General features: G+C 34.9%; 12 protein-coding genes and 2 tRNA genes. 4 read left to right on the top strand and 10 right to left on the bottom strand.

Features of this window, described 5'->3' with window-relative positions; genetic code table 11:
• Positions 1–15: 15 nt before the first annotated feature.
• Positions 16–1,959 carry an ABC transporter ATP-binding protein gene (locus CEP47_RS04460; RefSeq protein ID WP_261920765.1) on the top strand — a complete coding sequence of 648 codons (1,944 nt, stop codon included), beginning with the start codon at positions 16–18 and terminating at the stop codon, positions 1,957–1,959.
• 74 nt (positions 1,960–2,033) lie between these two features.
• Positions 2,034–2,876 (top strand): MurR/RpiR family transcriptional regulator, encoded by an 843-nt coding sequence (locus tag CEP47_RS04455; RefSeq protein WP_261920983.1) that lies wholly within the window; start codon positions 2,034–2,036, stop codon positions 2,874–2,876.
• A 68-nt stretch (positions 2,877–2,944) separates the two neighbouring features.
• On the opposite strand, the gene znuA is transcribed toward CEP47_RS04455, so the two are convergent.
• From znuA to mltA, 3 genes are all read right to left on the bottom strand, one after another.
• A complete protein-coding gene (znuA, locus tag CEP47_RS04450; protein ID WP_261920766.1) occupies positions 2,945–3,958 on the bottom strand; it encodes a zinc ABC transporter substrate-binding protein ZnuA in 1,014 nt (337 codons plus the stop codon).
• Positions 3,959–4,055: 97 nt separating this feature from the next.
• A complete protein-coding gene (gene tcdA, locus CEP47_RS04445; RefSeq protein ID WP_261920767.1) occupies positions 4,056–4,841 on the bottom strand; it encodes a tRNA cyclic N6-threonylcarbamoyladenosine(37) synthase TcdA in 786 nt (261 codons plus the stop codon).
• Between the two features lie 45 nt (positions 4,842–4,886).
• Complete coding sequence (gene mltA, locus CEP47_RS04440) at positions 4,887–5,981, bottom strand: murein transglycosylase A (RefSeq protein WP_261920768.1); 1,095 nt, start codon at positions 5,979–5,981, stop codon at positions 4,887–4,889.
• 256 nt (positions 5,982–6,237) lie between these two features.
• Here mltA and CEP47_RS04435 point away from each other — a divergent pair.
• Positions 6,238–6,314: transfer RNA gene (locus CEP47_RS04435), tRNA-Met, on the top strand.
• A gap of 152 nt (positions 6,315–6,466) precedes the next feature.
• Here the strand turns inward: CEP47_RS04435 and nusB are convergent.
• The gene (nusB, locus tag CEP47_RS04430; protein ID WP_261920769.1) at positions 6,467–6,898 is read right to left on the bottom strand and encodes a transcription antitermination factor NusB; all 432 of its coding nucleotides are present in this window, start codon (positions 6,896–6,898) and stop codon (positions 6,467–6,469) included.
• A 278-nt stretch (positions 6,899–7,176) separates the two neighbouring features.
• On the opposite strand from nusB, the gene CEP47_RS04425 reads away from it, so the two are divergent.
• The gene (locus tag CEP47_RS04425; RefSeq protein WP_261920770.1) at positions 7,177–8,388 is read left to right on the top strand and encodes an aromatic amino acid transport family protein; all 1,212 of its coding nucleotides are present in this window, start codon (positions 7,177–7,179) and stop codon (positions 8,386–8,388) included.
• 51 nt (positions 8,389–8,439) lie between these two features.
• Here CEP47_RS04425 and pepT read toward each other — a convergent pair whose 3' ends face one another.
• From pepT to leuD, 6 genes are all read right to left on the bottom strand, one after another.
• Positions 8,440–9,678: a tripeptide aminopeptidase PepT gene (pepT, locus tag CEP47_RS04420; RefSeq protein WP_261920771.1), complete on the bottom strand. Its 1,239-nt coding sequence runs from the start codon at positions 9,676–9,678 to the stop codon at positions 8,440–8,442.
• A 107-nt stretch (positions 9,679–9,785) separates the two neighbouring features.
• Entirely contained in the window at positions 9,786–10,724 is a 939-nt protein-coding gene (locus CEP47_RS04415) for a calcium/sodium antiporter (protein WP_261920772.1), read from the bottom strand.
• Positions 10,725–10,897: 173 nt separating this feature from the next.
• Positions 10,898–10,973, bottom strand: a tRNA-Asn gene (locus CEP47_RS04410).
• Between the two features lie 448 nt (positions 10,974–11,421).
• Entirely contained in the window at positions 11,422–11,721 is a 300-nt protein-coding gene (gene fis, locus CEP47_RS04405) for a DNA-binding transcriptional regulator Fis (protein WP_261920773.1), read from the bottom strand.
• Between the two features lie 33 nt (positions 11,722–11,754).
• Positions 11,755–12,720, bottom strand: a complete 966-nt coding sequence (gene dusB, locus CEP47_RS04400; protein WP_261920774.1) for a tRNA dihydrouridine synthase DusB — start codon at positions 12,718–12,720, stop codon at positions 11,755–11,757.
• Between the two features lie 314 nt (positions 12,721–13,034).
• Entirely contained in the window at positions 13,035–13,637 is a 603-nt protein-coding gene (gene leuD / locus CEP47_RS04395; RefSeq protein ID WP_261920775.1) for a 3-isopropylmalate dehydratase small subunit, read from the bottom strand.
• Positions 13,638–13,645: the final 8 nt, after the last annotated feature.

Below are 13,645 nucleotides of genomic sequence, written 5' to 3'. Positions count from 1 at the left end.
AGCGAAAAATAAATTATGGCAATCTTAACATTAAGCAAAGCGTATCTTTCTTTCAGCGACCACCCATTATTAGATCATACTGATTTTAGTATTGAAGCTGGAGAGCGAGTCTGTCTGGTTGGACGTAATGGGGCGGGCAAATCAACCCTAATGAAGATTCTTGGTGGAGAAATGGGGCTTGATGATGGCAGAGTAATCCTTGAAAAAGAGATTGTAGTTTCTCGGTTAGAACAAGATCCTCCCCGAGATGTAGCTGGTACCGTTTTTGATTATGTTGCTGAAGGAATACAGGATCTGGCTGATTTGTTAAAAGAATATCATCATTTATCAGTCAGATTAGAACGGGATTATAGTGAAACTTTGCTTAATCAATTAGCTCATATACAAGCAAAATTAGATCACCTAAATGGTTGGCAATCTGAGAATCGAATTCGTCAGGTTTTAGCCAAGTTGCAGTTAGAACCTGATATTTTATTATCAGAGTTATCAGGTGGTTGGCAGAGAAAAGCGGCATTAGCTAGAGCATTAGTTTGTAAGCCAGATATTCTTTTGTTAGATGAACCGACCAATCACCTTGATGTTGAAGCGATAGCGTGGTTGGAAGAATTTCTATTAACCTTTGATGGTAGCATTATTTTTATTTCACACGATCGAGCGTTTATTCGCAAAATGGCAACACGAATAGTGGATTTAGATCGTGGTAAATTAGTTTCTTACCCGGGAGATTATGCACTTTATCTTGAGACAAAAGCAGAAAATTTACGTGTTGAAGCCTTACAAAATGAATTGTTTGATAAACGATTAGCCCAAGAAGAAATTTGGATTAGAAAAGGCATTGAAGCTCGCCGAACACGGAATGAAGGGAGAGTTAGAGCTTTAAAGGCAATGCGTGAGGAGAGAAAACAACGCCGAGATCTGGTGGGTAAGGCTAAAATTCAATTAGATAATAGCGTGCGTTCGGGCAAAATTGTCTTTGAATTGGAAAATGTAAATTATCAAATTGAAGATAAAATCTTAATTAAAGATTTCACTACCACCATTATGCGTGGCGATAAAATTGCATTAGTTGGTGCAAATGGGTGTGGAAAAACAACCTTGATTAAATTGCTATTAGGAGAATTACAACCAACTTCAGGTAAAGTGAGTTGTGGGACAAAATTAGAGATAGCTTATTTTGACCAATATCGTGCCGAACTCGATCCTGAAAAGTCGGTGATGGATAATGTTGCTGATGGTAAACAAGATGTTGAAGTCAATGGCATAAAACGCCATGTCCTTGGCTATTTGCAAGATTTTCTTTTCCCACCTAAACGTGCGATGACCCCTGTTAAAGCATTATCTGGTGGAGAAAGAAATAGATTATTACTCGCTAAATTATTATTAAAACCAAATAATCTATTGATTTTAGATGAACCGACTAATGATTTAGATGTTGAAACCTTAGAGTTATTAGAGGAGCTTCTTACCGAGTATCAAGGAACTTTAATTATTGTGAGCCATGATCGCCAATTTATTGATAATACAGCAACCGAATGTATTATTTTTGAAGGGGAAGGTGTGTTAAATGAATATGTTGGTGGCTACCATGAGGCAAAACAGCAACAGGCAAATGTATTAGCACAACGCTTAGAAAATCAATCTCAACAACCACAGAAAGGAAACCAGAAAGTTGTTACAGCAATAAAGGTTAAACCAAAACAAACACCACCTAAGGTAAAATTATCTTACAAAGAACAGCGAGAATTAGAGCAACTTCCTGCGTTACTTGAAGAATTAGAACAACAGATTGCACAATTACAACAAGAGGTTAGCTCGCCAGATTTCTTTAGCCAACCACATCTTTATACCACTGAAAAACTGCAATATCTAGCTCAACAGGAACAAGCTTTAGAGGATGCTTTTTTACGTTGGGAAGAATTAGAGCAGAAGCGAATAGACGGATTAAATGGAGAAAAATAATTTTATTTTGTAATGGCTAATTTATAATCCATCAAAAGCGGTATGTTGAATTAGGGTAAATTTTTATGATGAATATGAATAAATCGATTGCATTAGAACAATTAGAAAATCAAATCAGAGAACGCTATGATGGATTAACTAAGCGGTTAAAACAAGTTGCTAAGTATATTTTGGATAATACGAATAGTGTTGTTTTTGATACTGTTGCGACTATTGCTGAACGAGCTGATGTTCCGCCTTCAACGTTAATTCGTTTTGCTAATGCTTTTGGTTTTAGTGGCTTTAATGAGATGAAACAGGTTTTTCGGGATAATTTATTAGAAGAAACTATGAATTATCCTGATCGGATTCGTTTATTAGATCAAGCTGATATTGATATCAGTGAGTTAGATATGCCTAGCCATATTTTAAACTCTTTTGTCCAATCAAATACATTGGCACTGAAACAATTAAATTTACACACCAAAGTAGAGCAGTTACAACAAGCGGTTAATTTACTTGATGCTGCCAATACAATTTTTATTCTTGGTTTAAAACGTTCATTTAGTATTGCTAATTATTTGAATTATACTTTACAACATTTAGGCTGTCGTTCCTTTCTCATAGATGGTGTTGCGGCAATGTTTGAAGAACAACTTAATATGATACGCCCAAATGATGTAATAGTTGCGATTAGTTTTTCTCCTTATGCGGAAGAAACATTAAAGATTGTCGAAGCAACTTCTCGTAATGGAATTAAACATATTGCCATTACAGATAGTCAAATTAGCCCTTTGGTCAGTTTCAGTGATGTTGCCTTTATCATTAAAGAAGCACAAGTCAGTGGTTTTCGTTCTCAATGCGCAACTATGACCTTAGCTCAAACTTTAGCAATTTCTTTAGGAGTGAAACGTTCGCATCAAGTGGAACAGGAATAAAACTTTTTCCTTGCTAGAATAAAAAATCCCCCATCTCTAAATATGGGGGATTTTTTAATAGAAAAGAGTTATTTTAAGCAAGATTCAAAATTATCTGCTAGTTGTTGTAAAAATTGAGTATAAGCTTTTTTTCCTAGTGGAATGGTGCTGCCAAGAGGATCAAGTTGACCAATTTTAGCACCTGTATTTTTACTCAAAGTTTCAACAACTTTAGGGGTGAATTGTGGTTCAGTAAAGAGGCATTTTACTTTGTTTTCCGCTAGTTTTTGCTTAATTTCCGCAATGGTTTTTGCTCCCGGAGCAACCAACGGATTTACTGTAAAATAGCCAGTCTGTTTTAAACCATAAGCATCTTCAAAATAACGATAAGCATCGTGGAAGACATAAAAACCTTGATTTGCTACTGGTTTTAATTGAGTGGTGATTTTGGCACTTTTTGCCTTAAGATCGGCATTAAATTCAGCAAGATTGCTTTCAATTAGTCCTTTTTTAGCAGGATATTGTTTAATCAGCTTCTCGGCAATTTCACTGGCAATAATTTTACTAATTTCTGGAGAAAGCCAAATATGCCAGTTTGTTTCTAAATCATCTTCATCATCGTGGTGATGGGCATTTTCATGTTTATTATCATGCTTATCATGGTGGTGTTCGTGTTCGTGTTCGTGTTCGTGATGATCGTCATCGTGCTGATCTTTATGGTGGTGATCATCATCATGATGTCCATGTTCATGATCATCTGCTGCTTGACCTAATAAAGGCTCAATTTGTTTTACATCTTCAAGTGTAATCACTTTATTGGTAGGTAGTTTTTTGACCGCTTTTTCTAAAAAACCATCAATATCTTCTCCAATCCAAACTACTAAACCTGCATTTTGTAATTTTTTTACATCTGAAGGTTTGAGACTATAATCATGGGGAGAGGCAGTAGCAGGGATTAAAACTTCAGTTGTGGTTACACCATCGGCAATAGCGGAAGCGATAAAACCAAGTGGTTGGATAGACGTGAGAATATTTGCATTTGCTGTATAGCTAAGTCCGCTAATTAAGGTAGCGAATAACGTTTTTTTCCAAAGAGATGACATTATTTTTTCCTTTTACAAGATAGCAGTGGTTAAAACAGCCAGTAGGTTATACTGATTTTTTCTTTTTGGCTATCTTTTTTTTTGTAAAAAAATAAGTTTATTTTTGATGTTCAATATTCGGTAAATTTTTTAGTAGTTTTTCAATCACTCGTGCAACGGCAAAGAAGGCAAAAGTTGCTGTAACGACAGTGGTTGCCCCAAAGCCGTTTGCACAATTCATCGTCGCTGAAATTTGGCAGTTTTCCGTTGTTTTGGGAAAAATTAAGGGTTGAGTTGAGAAGACACAATCAATCCCAAATTTACGTTTAGGGTTATCACTAAAATGATATTCTTTGCGTAAGAGAGAGCGTACTTTTGAGGCAAGCGGATCTTGAATAGTACGGCTTAAATCGGCAATTTTGATTTGACTTGGATCAGTTTGCCCTCCAGCTCCCCCTGTGGTAATAAGTTTGATTTTATGACGCTTACAAAAGGCGATCATTGCTGCTTTTACTTTAACATTATCAATTGCATCAATAATGTAGTCATAGCCTAGAAGATAATCTTGTAAATTCTCTTGGTTTAGAAAATCATCAATTATGGTTACTTGACATTCAGGGTTGATTAATTGAACACGCTGCTGCATGACTTCCGTTTTGAGTTTACCAATATTTCCTGTCAGAGCATGAATTTGGCGGTTAATATTGGTGGTGCAAATATCATCCATATCAATTAATGTGAGTTTACCAATACCACTGCGAGCGAGCGCTTCCACAGCCCATGAACCAACACCACCAATGCCAATTACACAGATATGTGCTTGACGTAAACGTTGTAGTTCTTCGTTACCATATAAACGACCTATACCACCAAAGCGTTGTTCGAAAGTTGTTATTTTTTCCATATTGTTATCATACTAGTTGTAAAAAGAGGGTAGTGTAATCTATTTCTATTTTAGAATCCAAACTCGACCGTAATGACGTAGATAACCTGCGGTGTGTTCAGCCTGTTTTCCTTTGCCTTGATAAAGATCGAGATGTTGCCCTTTAATTGCACCGCCAATATCAAGTGCTATCATTAAATGTAAATGATGTTTGCCAGACCATTTTCCTTCAGAGGTAAGTTCTGGTACTTCAACTAATAAGACTGAGCCTGATGGGATTAATTGACGATCTGAGGCAACCGCTGCTAATGGAACTAAAGGGACACCAGCAGCACCTGTTACATTTTTGTTAGGGCTGGGTTTAAAAAAGACAAAAGATTGATTATGTTCAAGCAGTTTGCGTAATTGTGCGGGATGTTTAGCTGCCCATTGACGGATAGTTGGGATAGAAACTTGATCTGCTTCTATTTTATTTTGTTCTACTAAGATTCGACCGATACTGGTATAAGGGTAGCCATTTTTACCCGCATATCCAATATAAGTCAGTTTTCCTTTTCCAAAGTTAAGATAGCCACTTCCTTGTACGCCAAGTAAGAAATTATCTAGTAAAGAATCACTGTAAGCTATTTCTAGTTTTTTTCCTCGTAATGCACCAGCATAGATTTTAGTACGACTATAACGATATTTTTTCTTTGGCAAAGCATAAATAGGGTAACGATATTTTCCTTGTTTTTTATGGCTGACATTGATAACGGGAGAGTAATAGCCTGTCATTAAAACATTTTGGTAGCCATCGACACCAGCGAGTTGTTCTAATTTAATACCATAGTTAGTCAGTTTTTCTATATTTTCACCAGAGGTAATCCACCGAGTGATTTTATTATAAGTGGGATCAAACTGAGGTAAGAATGTAACTCCACTTTGTCTGATATAGTTAACTTGAGTAATAAAGTCAGCTTGATTTTTTACCTGAGTATGGTAGTTAATCGCTTTAATAGCTTGAATAGGCTGGCTCATATACTGGCGATCTTGATATATTGCTCCAAATGCTATTTGTTTAGATGCTGAAGATGGTAAATTCTCTAATGTTGTTGTCGAATGACAGCCTAATAAGAAGATTGCGATTAGGAATGATAGAAGCAGTCGCCAAGATTTTTGCATTTTTACCTCAAGTCAATTGCTGATGGAAAGACAAGTAATATTATTAATAATTTGAAAAATAAGGATATTTTAAACCTAAATTAATAAAAAGTGTTAGCATAGATAACTTTTTTATTTTTTGAGATAAGATTTTCAATCAATCCTCATATTTCTTATAAAAAATAATCAAATTGTTGTTTTTTCTCTCAATTAAGTTGATAAATATTAAAAAAAAGTTGCAATAAAAATATTGTTAGGTATAGTAGCTGCCATCGGACGCGGGGTGGAGCAGCTTGGTAGCTCGTCGGGCTCATAACCCGAAGGTCGTTGGTTCAAATCCAGCCCCCGCAACCAATTCCATATCTTAATTAACCAATCATCTTATCTTTTTTGACTTCTTAACAGTTAATCATAATTTTTCTATTTCTTTATCTTTTTTTATCTCTTTTCTTACATAAAAGAAAAGCGTACATTCTGCACGCTTTAAATTGTTATTCTATTGATGATTAATGACGAATTGTGGGTGCGATTTTATCTAAAACACCATTAATATATTTGTGGCTTTCTTCAGCACCGAAAGATTTGGCAACCTCAATCGCTTCATTAATCACCACTTTATAAGGTACGTCTAATTCAAATTTCAATTCGTAAACAGCCATTAATAAGATAGCGTATTCAATAGGATCTAATTCTTGTAATTGGCGATCTAGATAAGGTTGTATGATGGTATCAAGGCGATCAACATTTTCTATTGTTTGACGAAATAATTTACGAAAATATGGTAAATCTACCCCTTTAGTTTTTTCATTGGTTATAAAATCAAGTTCAATTCTTTCTGGACTGTTTTTACTGATTAACCAAGAATAAAGTACTTGGGTGGTGCATTCTCTAGCACGGTGGCGAGGTGAGATTTTTTTTGGTTGTTTTACTTGAGTCATAGTTATTTTTTCCATTTTTTCGTAATTATTTTTTAAAGATCAGAACAGATAGTTAATCGTTTATCTGTTAGAAAATAAATGTCAATTCTAGCATATCTGGCTTGTTATTCCTATAAAAGATTATAGCTATCTTTGATGCAACCTAATTTAGGTTGGTTTAAAAAATAAGCTAATAAAAAGAAATTGCAAAATAAATGTAAAAAATAAATGACATTGTAAAGTTGTTTTATATAGAATGAGGTTGTTTTTCAGTAGTTAATTAACCAAGAGAGAAAATTATGAAGAATAAAACATTAGGAAGCACCTTAATTGTTGCTGGTACCACTATCGGTGGTGGTATGTTAGCAATGCCATTAACTTCCGCTGGAATGGGCTTTGGCATGACGGTTTTGCTATTATTTTTACTGTGGATTTTATTATGCTTTAGTGCATTACTGTTTGTAGAGGTTTATCAAACTGCTAGCCATAAAGATGGTATTGCAAGCCTTGCCGAGAAATATTTTGGTGGTGTTGGACGTTTAATTTCAACCTTATCATTGTTAATTTTTATGTACGCTATTCTCTCTTTCTATGTTACTAGTGGTGGTCCATTAATTAGTGGCTTATTACCTAGTGTTGAAGGTTGGGATATGACATTAGTTGGTGTGTTACTTTTTACTTTCATTTTGGGGGGATTCGTTGTTATTGGTACAGGGAGTGTTGATGTTGTAAACCGCATATTTTTCTTTACTAAAATTGCTGTTTTTATTTTGGTATTGGCTTTAATGTTACCTTTGGTAAAAACTCAAAACTTACTTGAAGTTCCAGTGAGCAATGCCTTAATTTTATCAGCTGCACCAGTCTTTTTTACTGCTTTTGGTTTCCACGTTGTGATTCCAAGTATTGTTGATTATTTAGACGGTGATATTAAACGTTTGAGAATTGCAATTATTGTTGGAACAGGTATTCCATTAATTGCTTACTTATTATGGCAACTCGCAACCCACGGTGTATTAAATCAAACTCGTTTTTTAGAAATTATTAAGGTTGATCCGAGTTTAAATGGATTAGTGAATGCAACCCTTGAATTGACAGGAAGTAAGGTATTAAGTGAAGCGGTAAGAATTTTCTCAGCATTAGCTTTAATCACTTCATTCTTAGGTGTATCTTTAGCGTTATTTGATTGTCTAAGAGATCTACTTGGTCGAGTAAATTTACAAGCTAATCGTGTTAGCTTGGGGATTTTAACCTTTATTCCACCATTAGCCTTTGCTTTATTTTACCCACAAGGTTTTTATGTAGCATTAGGGTATGCAGGGATTATGTTTGCTTTTTATGGATTGGTATTACCAATTGGTTTGGCTTGGAAAGCTCGTCGTCAGTATCCAAAATTAAATTACCGTGTAATGGGTGGTTCATCGGCATTAATCTTAGCCTTAGTGGTAGGGATTTTAATTATTGCGATTCCGTTTTTAATCCAAGCAGGTTATTTACCCGCAGTTGTTGGATAATTAATTAGAGAATATTGATAGTATAAAAAGGGGATCAATGTTTCCCCTTTTTTATTGCTTATTAATTCCTAGACGACAAATTTCTAAGATAACTTCTATCGCCTGTTGCATAATATTTAAGCTTGCTAGTTCGTGATAGCTATGGGGATTATAGCAACCTGCAAAAAGATTAGGGCAGGCAACGCCATGCTGAGCGAACCAAGCTTCCAGAGGATTATGCCGAGTGGTTTTATGGATTGGTGTTATCGCACAATTTTTTATTGCTTGATCAGCTAAAGAGATACTTTGTGGTACTTTCTCAAAGATAGAGGAGATATTTTGGCAACTATCTTGTAAGGCGACTTCAATTGTTGGTGATAAATGATGAAGTTGTGAAAGATTATTGGCAATATCCTTTAATAAGTTTTTACATTGAAGAAAAGTTTGTGGTTCAGAATCTTGGATAAGATAATCTAGTTTACAGTTTGCAAGGTCACCTTGGAATGATTGTAGCAGGAAAGAACTTGTTTGATGTTCTGTTTCTTTTGTATTGTTATCATTAAGTAATGCTTGCTGAAATTGATATGCGATGGCAAGTGGGTTATTTTTAGTATTGTTTGTCTTAGAAGATGGTTTTATGATGTTAATTGTCGCTAATGCTGTGTAAACATTTTCATATTCTAGCACACCAACTTCCCCTCCAGTAAGAGTATAAGCCCAATCACAATGGAATTGTTCTAAAGGAAAAAATTGCATACCCAATCCAGTATTTTTATCAGGGATAAAGGCTATTCTAAGGTTTGGACGAGGTTGATCAGATAAGCGTAATTGTTCAAGTGCCGTGATTATTTCTGCAATACCTGCTTTATTATCAGCACCAAGTAATGTTGTTCCATCACTAACAATAAGTGTATGACCGACTAGTTTTTGCAAAAAAGGGTATTCAACTGGGCTAATGAATGCCTCACCTAAACCTAATGCAATATCTCCACCACGATATTGTTCAATCACTTCGGCTTGAATATTTTTACCTTTTAAGTCAGTCGTTGTATCTAAATGGGCGATGAAACCAATGGTAGGTTGAGGTTGTTTCTGATTGGTTGGCAAATAAGCAGTTAGTGTACAGTATTGGCTTAATTCGACTTGCTCTAATCCAAGCTGCAGTAATTCTTGTTGTAAGAGTTTAGCTAAGAGCCATTGTCCTGAGCTACTTGGCGATTTTTTTCCACTTATTTTGGCTTGAGTATCGTAACTAATATAATTTAAAAAGCGGGTTAATAACTGATTATGCGATAGATCTTCTTTGCCCATTAATAAGCCCTTTATTCAGAATAAATAATTAATAAGCATAAATTATATGTTCTTTTTTGAATAAAGGATTGATTATGAGCAAATTTCTTTTATTTACCCACAATTAATTAAAATGTTTGATAAGCAAGTAATAAGGTATATGCGAGATATGTTAGGCATAAGCATAAGCCAAAGAAACGCCCTATACGATAATGAATTGCACTGCAAAATAGTGCAAGCGTTAATCCTAACATAATAATTCCATCTCGGTAAAAAGCTTCGGTTGGTACATTGAAAGGGCGAATGATACCCGCTAATCCTACAACTGCTAAGGTATTGAATAAATTTGAACCAATAATATTACCTAATACGATATCATGTTGTTTTTTTCGTGCAGCAATAATGGAGGAAGCTAATTCAGGCAGGGAAGTTCCGATAGCTATAACTGTTAGTCCAATAACCATTTCACTGATATTGAAATAGCGAGCGATTTCAATCGCTCCCCAAACTAAGGCTTGTGAAGAGGTAATAAGAAGAATAAGCCCTGTTATTAACCAAAAGATTGCCCGAGATAAAGGTTGTGATGGTGTTTGAACTGTTTCAGTTATCTCTGTTGTATTTTGTCGATTTTGACGAATAGAATGGAAAATAAATATAGCAAAAATAGCAAGTAAAATAGCGCTATCAATCCGAGTAATTTTACCACTATATAAGATCATTAATGTAATCAAGGTAACAAATGTGAGTAGTGGTAGCTCTTTTTTAATGATATTGGGTTGAACAACAATAGGTGTGATAAGTGCTGTAATACCGAGAATTAATGCAATATTCGTAATATTCGAACCGTATGCATTTCCTAAGGCAAGATTAGAAGCCCCTTGTAATGCGGAAAGAGAAGATACCACAATTTCTGGAGATGAGGTACCAAAACCAACGATTAGCATACCGATTAATAATGGGGATAGATTAAAGTGATATGCAGTCGTTGCTGCACCATCAACGAAACGATCTGCACTCCAAACTAATAAAATAAGTCCACTGACTACGGCAAGAATAGGAAGTAACATGATTTATATCCAAACATTAAGTGAGTAGAGTTGTGAATTTAAATGCGTTTTAATCTAGAGTTTTTTTATACAAAAAAATACCCGTTATAACAATAACGGGCAAAATATTCTTTTGGTAACAAACACTAGATTTTTATAAAAGGAGACAAATAAAAATAGTACCAAAAGAAAACTGGCTCCTCCTGCTGGACTTGAACCAGCGACATACGGATTAACAGTCCGCCGTTCTACCGACTGAACTAAGGAGGAATAATTCATTACCTAATTGAGGTGCGTATGATAAGGATTGTTAAAGGTATTGTCAACCTCAAAATTGCAAAAATTCTTCTTTGAAGAAGAAATAAATGGCTAGAAAATAATATTCACAGAAGTTGTGGATAACTCTGTGGAATAAGAGAGGGGAAAGGCAAAGGATAGTAGATGTAGTAAGGCTTGAGGGTTGATTGGAATAAATTGATTATAAAATAACATTATTTTATTTATCAACAACTTAATTTTAGTCTAGTAATATTTTCACTTTTTTTTCTTAAAAAGATGATATAAACATATTGACTTTTTCAAACTGTGTAAAACGAAACGTTTTTTTAGATTATTTAACTTATTTTTTCATCAGAGAAGGATTTATCAGAGTCGTAATGAGAAAAAACCGCCGAATAATATCGACGGTTTAGGTTTTAAACTATATTAGGTGATAGGATCAACCCATACCATATTTTTTTAATTTTTTACGTAAAGTACCACGATTGATGCCTAACATTAAAGCTGCACGAGTTTGGTTACCACGTGTGTATTGCATAATCATATCCAACATTGGGTGTTCAACTTCTGCTAATACAATTTCGTAAAGATCGTTTACATCTTGACCATTTAATTGTGATAAGTAATTTCTTAATGCTTGTTTTACGGAATCACGAAGTGGTTTACTAGTGATTTGTTGTTGTGCATTGATTGTTGGAACGGTTAATACACTTGGGTTACTACGTTGTTGTTCGAACATTTTTTACCTTAATAGTCGTTTGTTGAATCCAATTTATTGGATTTTCATTAAAAATGCTTTCAATGTCGCTAGTTGTTCACTAGGGTTTGTAATCATATTGAAAGCCCGCTTAAAACCAGAGTCTATTTGTAAATGATCTAGGTACCAGCCAACATGTTTTCGAGCAATACGGTAACCTTTTTCAGCACCATAAAATTGGTGCAATCCAGCAATATGTTGTAAGATTACCTCTCGTTTTTCAGTAATATCTGGTGTAGATATTTTCGTATTAGACTCTAATAATTCTTTTACTTCACGGAACAACCACGGCTGACCTAAAGCACCTCGCCCGATCATCACCGCATCCGCTGCCGTATAGTCAAGAACAAATTCAGCTTTTTGTGCTGAGTCGATATCACCATTTGCAATTACCGGAATGCTTACGGCTTGCTTAACTGCTTTTATATGTTCATATTCGGCTTTTCCTTGAAATAAACATTCTCGGGTTCTACCGTGAATTGTTAATGCTTGGATGCCAGCCTGTTCTGCAATTTTAGCAATCTGTATGCAGTTTCGGTTTTTTTGATCCCAACCTGTTCTTATTTTTAAGGTTACTGGCACACTAACTGCATCAACAACATTTTCAAGAATACGTTGTACTAAATTTGGATATTGTAAAAGTGCAGAACCAGCTATTTTACGATTTACTTTTTTAGCTGGGCAGCCCATATTGATATCAATAATTTCAGCACCATATTCAACGTTGACTTGTGCTGCCATAGCCATTTCAATGGGATCACTTCCGACAATTTGTACGGCATTAATGCCTATCTCTTGGTGGTGAGCCAAGCGAAATTTTGATTTTTCGGTATGCCAAACTTGGGGATTGGTTGACATCATTTCAGAAAAAGTTAAGCCAGCACCATAATTGGCACAGATCCTCCGAAAGGGTTGATCTGTGATGCCAGCCATTGGAGCTAAAAATACCGGTGTTTTTATTTCAAACTGTCCGATTTTCATTTTTACTCCCAAGACTTTTTATAAAACTTAAAAAAGGGAAGTGCTTAAAAGCTTTCCCTAAATTTGTACCAAATTTATCATTGTCGATAAGGGCGGCAATAATACTCTGTTTTGCTTAAATAGTGAAGTCTAAAATTTATACTAAGCGTAAATTTTTACTAAAACACGCTTATTTTTTATTCTTTAGTAAAAAAATTAAAAAGAGTGAATAGATTTTGTGAGTATAAATTTAAGAAGTTTTTAACTTAAATTTACTGATAATAAGGTATCTTTATATTCACTCTTTAAAATTTTTTGTATTTTGAGCTAGCAAGTTAGCGTAAAAATGTTGGAATATTTTTTTCATATTCCGCTATTTTTTCCTCATGTTGAAGCGTTAACCCTATGCTATCTAGTCCATTTAATAAGCAATGATGATGAAATGGATCTAGGTAAAAATGATAAGTTTTTTCACCAACATTAACACTTTGTTGTTCTAGATCGATATGGATAGGTATTCCTTCGTGTGATCTTACCCAAGTAAAGATTTCATCGACTTCTTCTTCACTAAGACGAATAGGTAAAAGGTGATTATTTAAGCTATTACCATAAAAGATATCTGCAAAACTAGGTGCTATCATTGCTTTTATACCATAATCAGCTAATGCCCAAGGAGCGTGTTCACGTGAAGAACCGCAGCCTAAATTTTCTCTTGCTAACAAAATAGTGGCACCTTGGTACTGTGGATAATTAAGTACAAATTCAGGATTAGGTTGTGTGCCTTCAGCATCTAGATAACGCCATTCGTGAAAAAGATGTTTGCCAAATCCTACTCGAGTAACGGCTTGTAAGAATTGTTTTGGTATGATCGCATCTGTATCAACATTAGCGGCATCTAATGGTATCACTAAGCCTGAATGTTGTTTAAAACCAGCCATTCTTCTCT

This window comes from Mergibacter septicus (assembly GCF_003265225.1).
Classification (GTDB): domain Bacteria; phylum Pseudomonadota; class Gammaproteobacteria; order Enterobacterales; family Pasteurellaceae; genus Mergibacter; species Mergibacter septicus.
The sequence above is the reverse complement of the archived record's forward strand: the minus strand, read 5'-3'. Positions and strand labels throughout refer to the sequence as shown.

Excerpts from the sequence above, each read along its gene's own strand:
- CEP47_RS04460 (WP_261920765.1), top strand. The coding sequence starts at position 16 with ATGGCAATCTTAACATTAAGCAAAGCGTATCTTTCTTTCAGCGACCAC.
- CEP47_RS04455 (WP_261920983.1), top strand. The coding sequence starts at position 2,034 with ATGAATAAATCGATTGCATTAGAACAATTAGAAAATCAAATCAGAGAA.
- znuA (WP_261920766.1), bottom strand. The coding sequence starts at position 3,958 with ATGTCATCTCTTTGGAAAAAAACGTTATTCGCTACCTTAATTAGCGGA.
- tcdA (WP_261920767.1), bottom strand. The coding sequence starts at position 4,841 with ATGGAAAAAATAACAACTTTCGAACAACGCTTTGGTGGTATAGGTCGT.
- mltA (WP_261920768.1), bottom strand. The coding sequence starts at position 5,981 with ATGCAAAAATCTTGGCGACTGCTTCTATCATTCCTAATCGCAATCTTC.
- nusB (WP_261920769.1), bottom strand. The coding sequence starts at position 6,898 with ATGACTCAAGTAAAACAACCAAAAAAAATCTCACCTCGCCACCGTGCT.
- CEP47_RS04425 (WP_261920770.1), top strand. The coding sequence starts at position 7,177 with ATGAAGAATAAAACATTAGGAAGCACCTTAATTGTTGCTGGTACCACT.
- pepT (WP_261920771.1), bottom strand. The coding sequence starts at position 9,678 with ATGGGCAAAGAAGATCTATCGCATAATCAGTTATTAACCCGCTTTTTA.
- CEP47_RS04415 (WP_261920772.1), bottom strand. The coding sequence starts at position 10,724 with ATGTTACTTCCTATTCTTGCCGTAGTCAGTGGACTTATTTTATTAGTT.
- fis (WP_261920773.1), bottom strand. The coding sequence starts at position 11,721 with ATGTTCGAACAACAACGTAGTAACCCAAGTGTATTAACCGTTCCAACA.
- dusB (WP_261920774.1), bottom strand. The coding sequence starts at position 12,720 with ATGAAAATCGGACAGTTTGAAATAAAAACACCGGTATTTTTAGCTCCA.
- leuD (WP_261920775.1), bottom strand. The coding sequence starts at position 13,637 with ATGGCTGGTTTTAAACAACATTCAGGCTTAGTGATACCATTAGATGCC.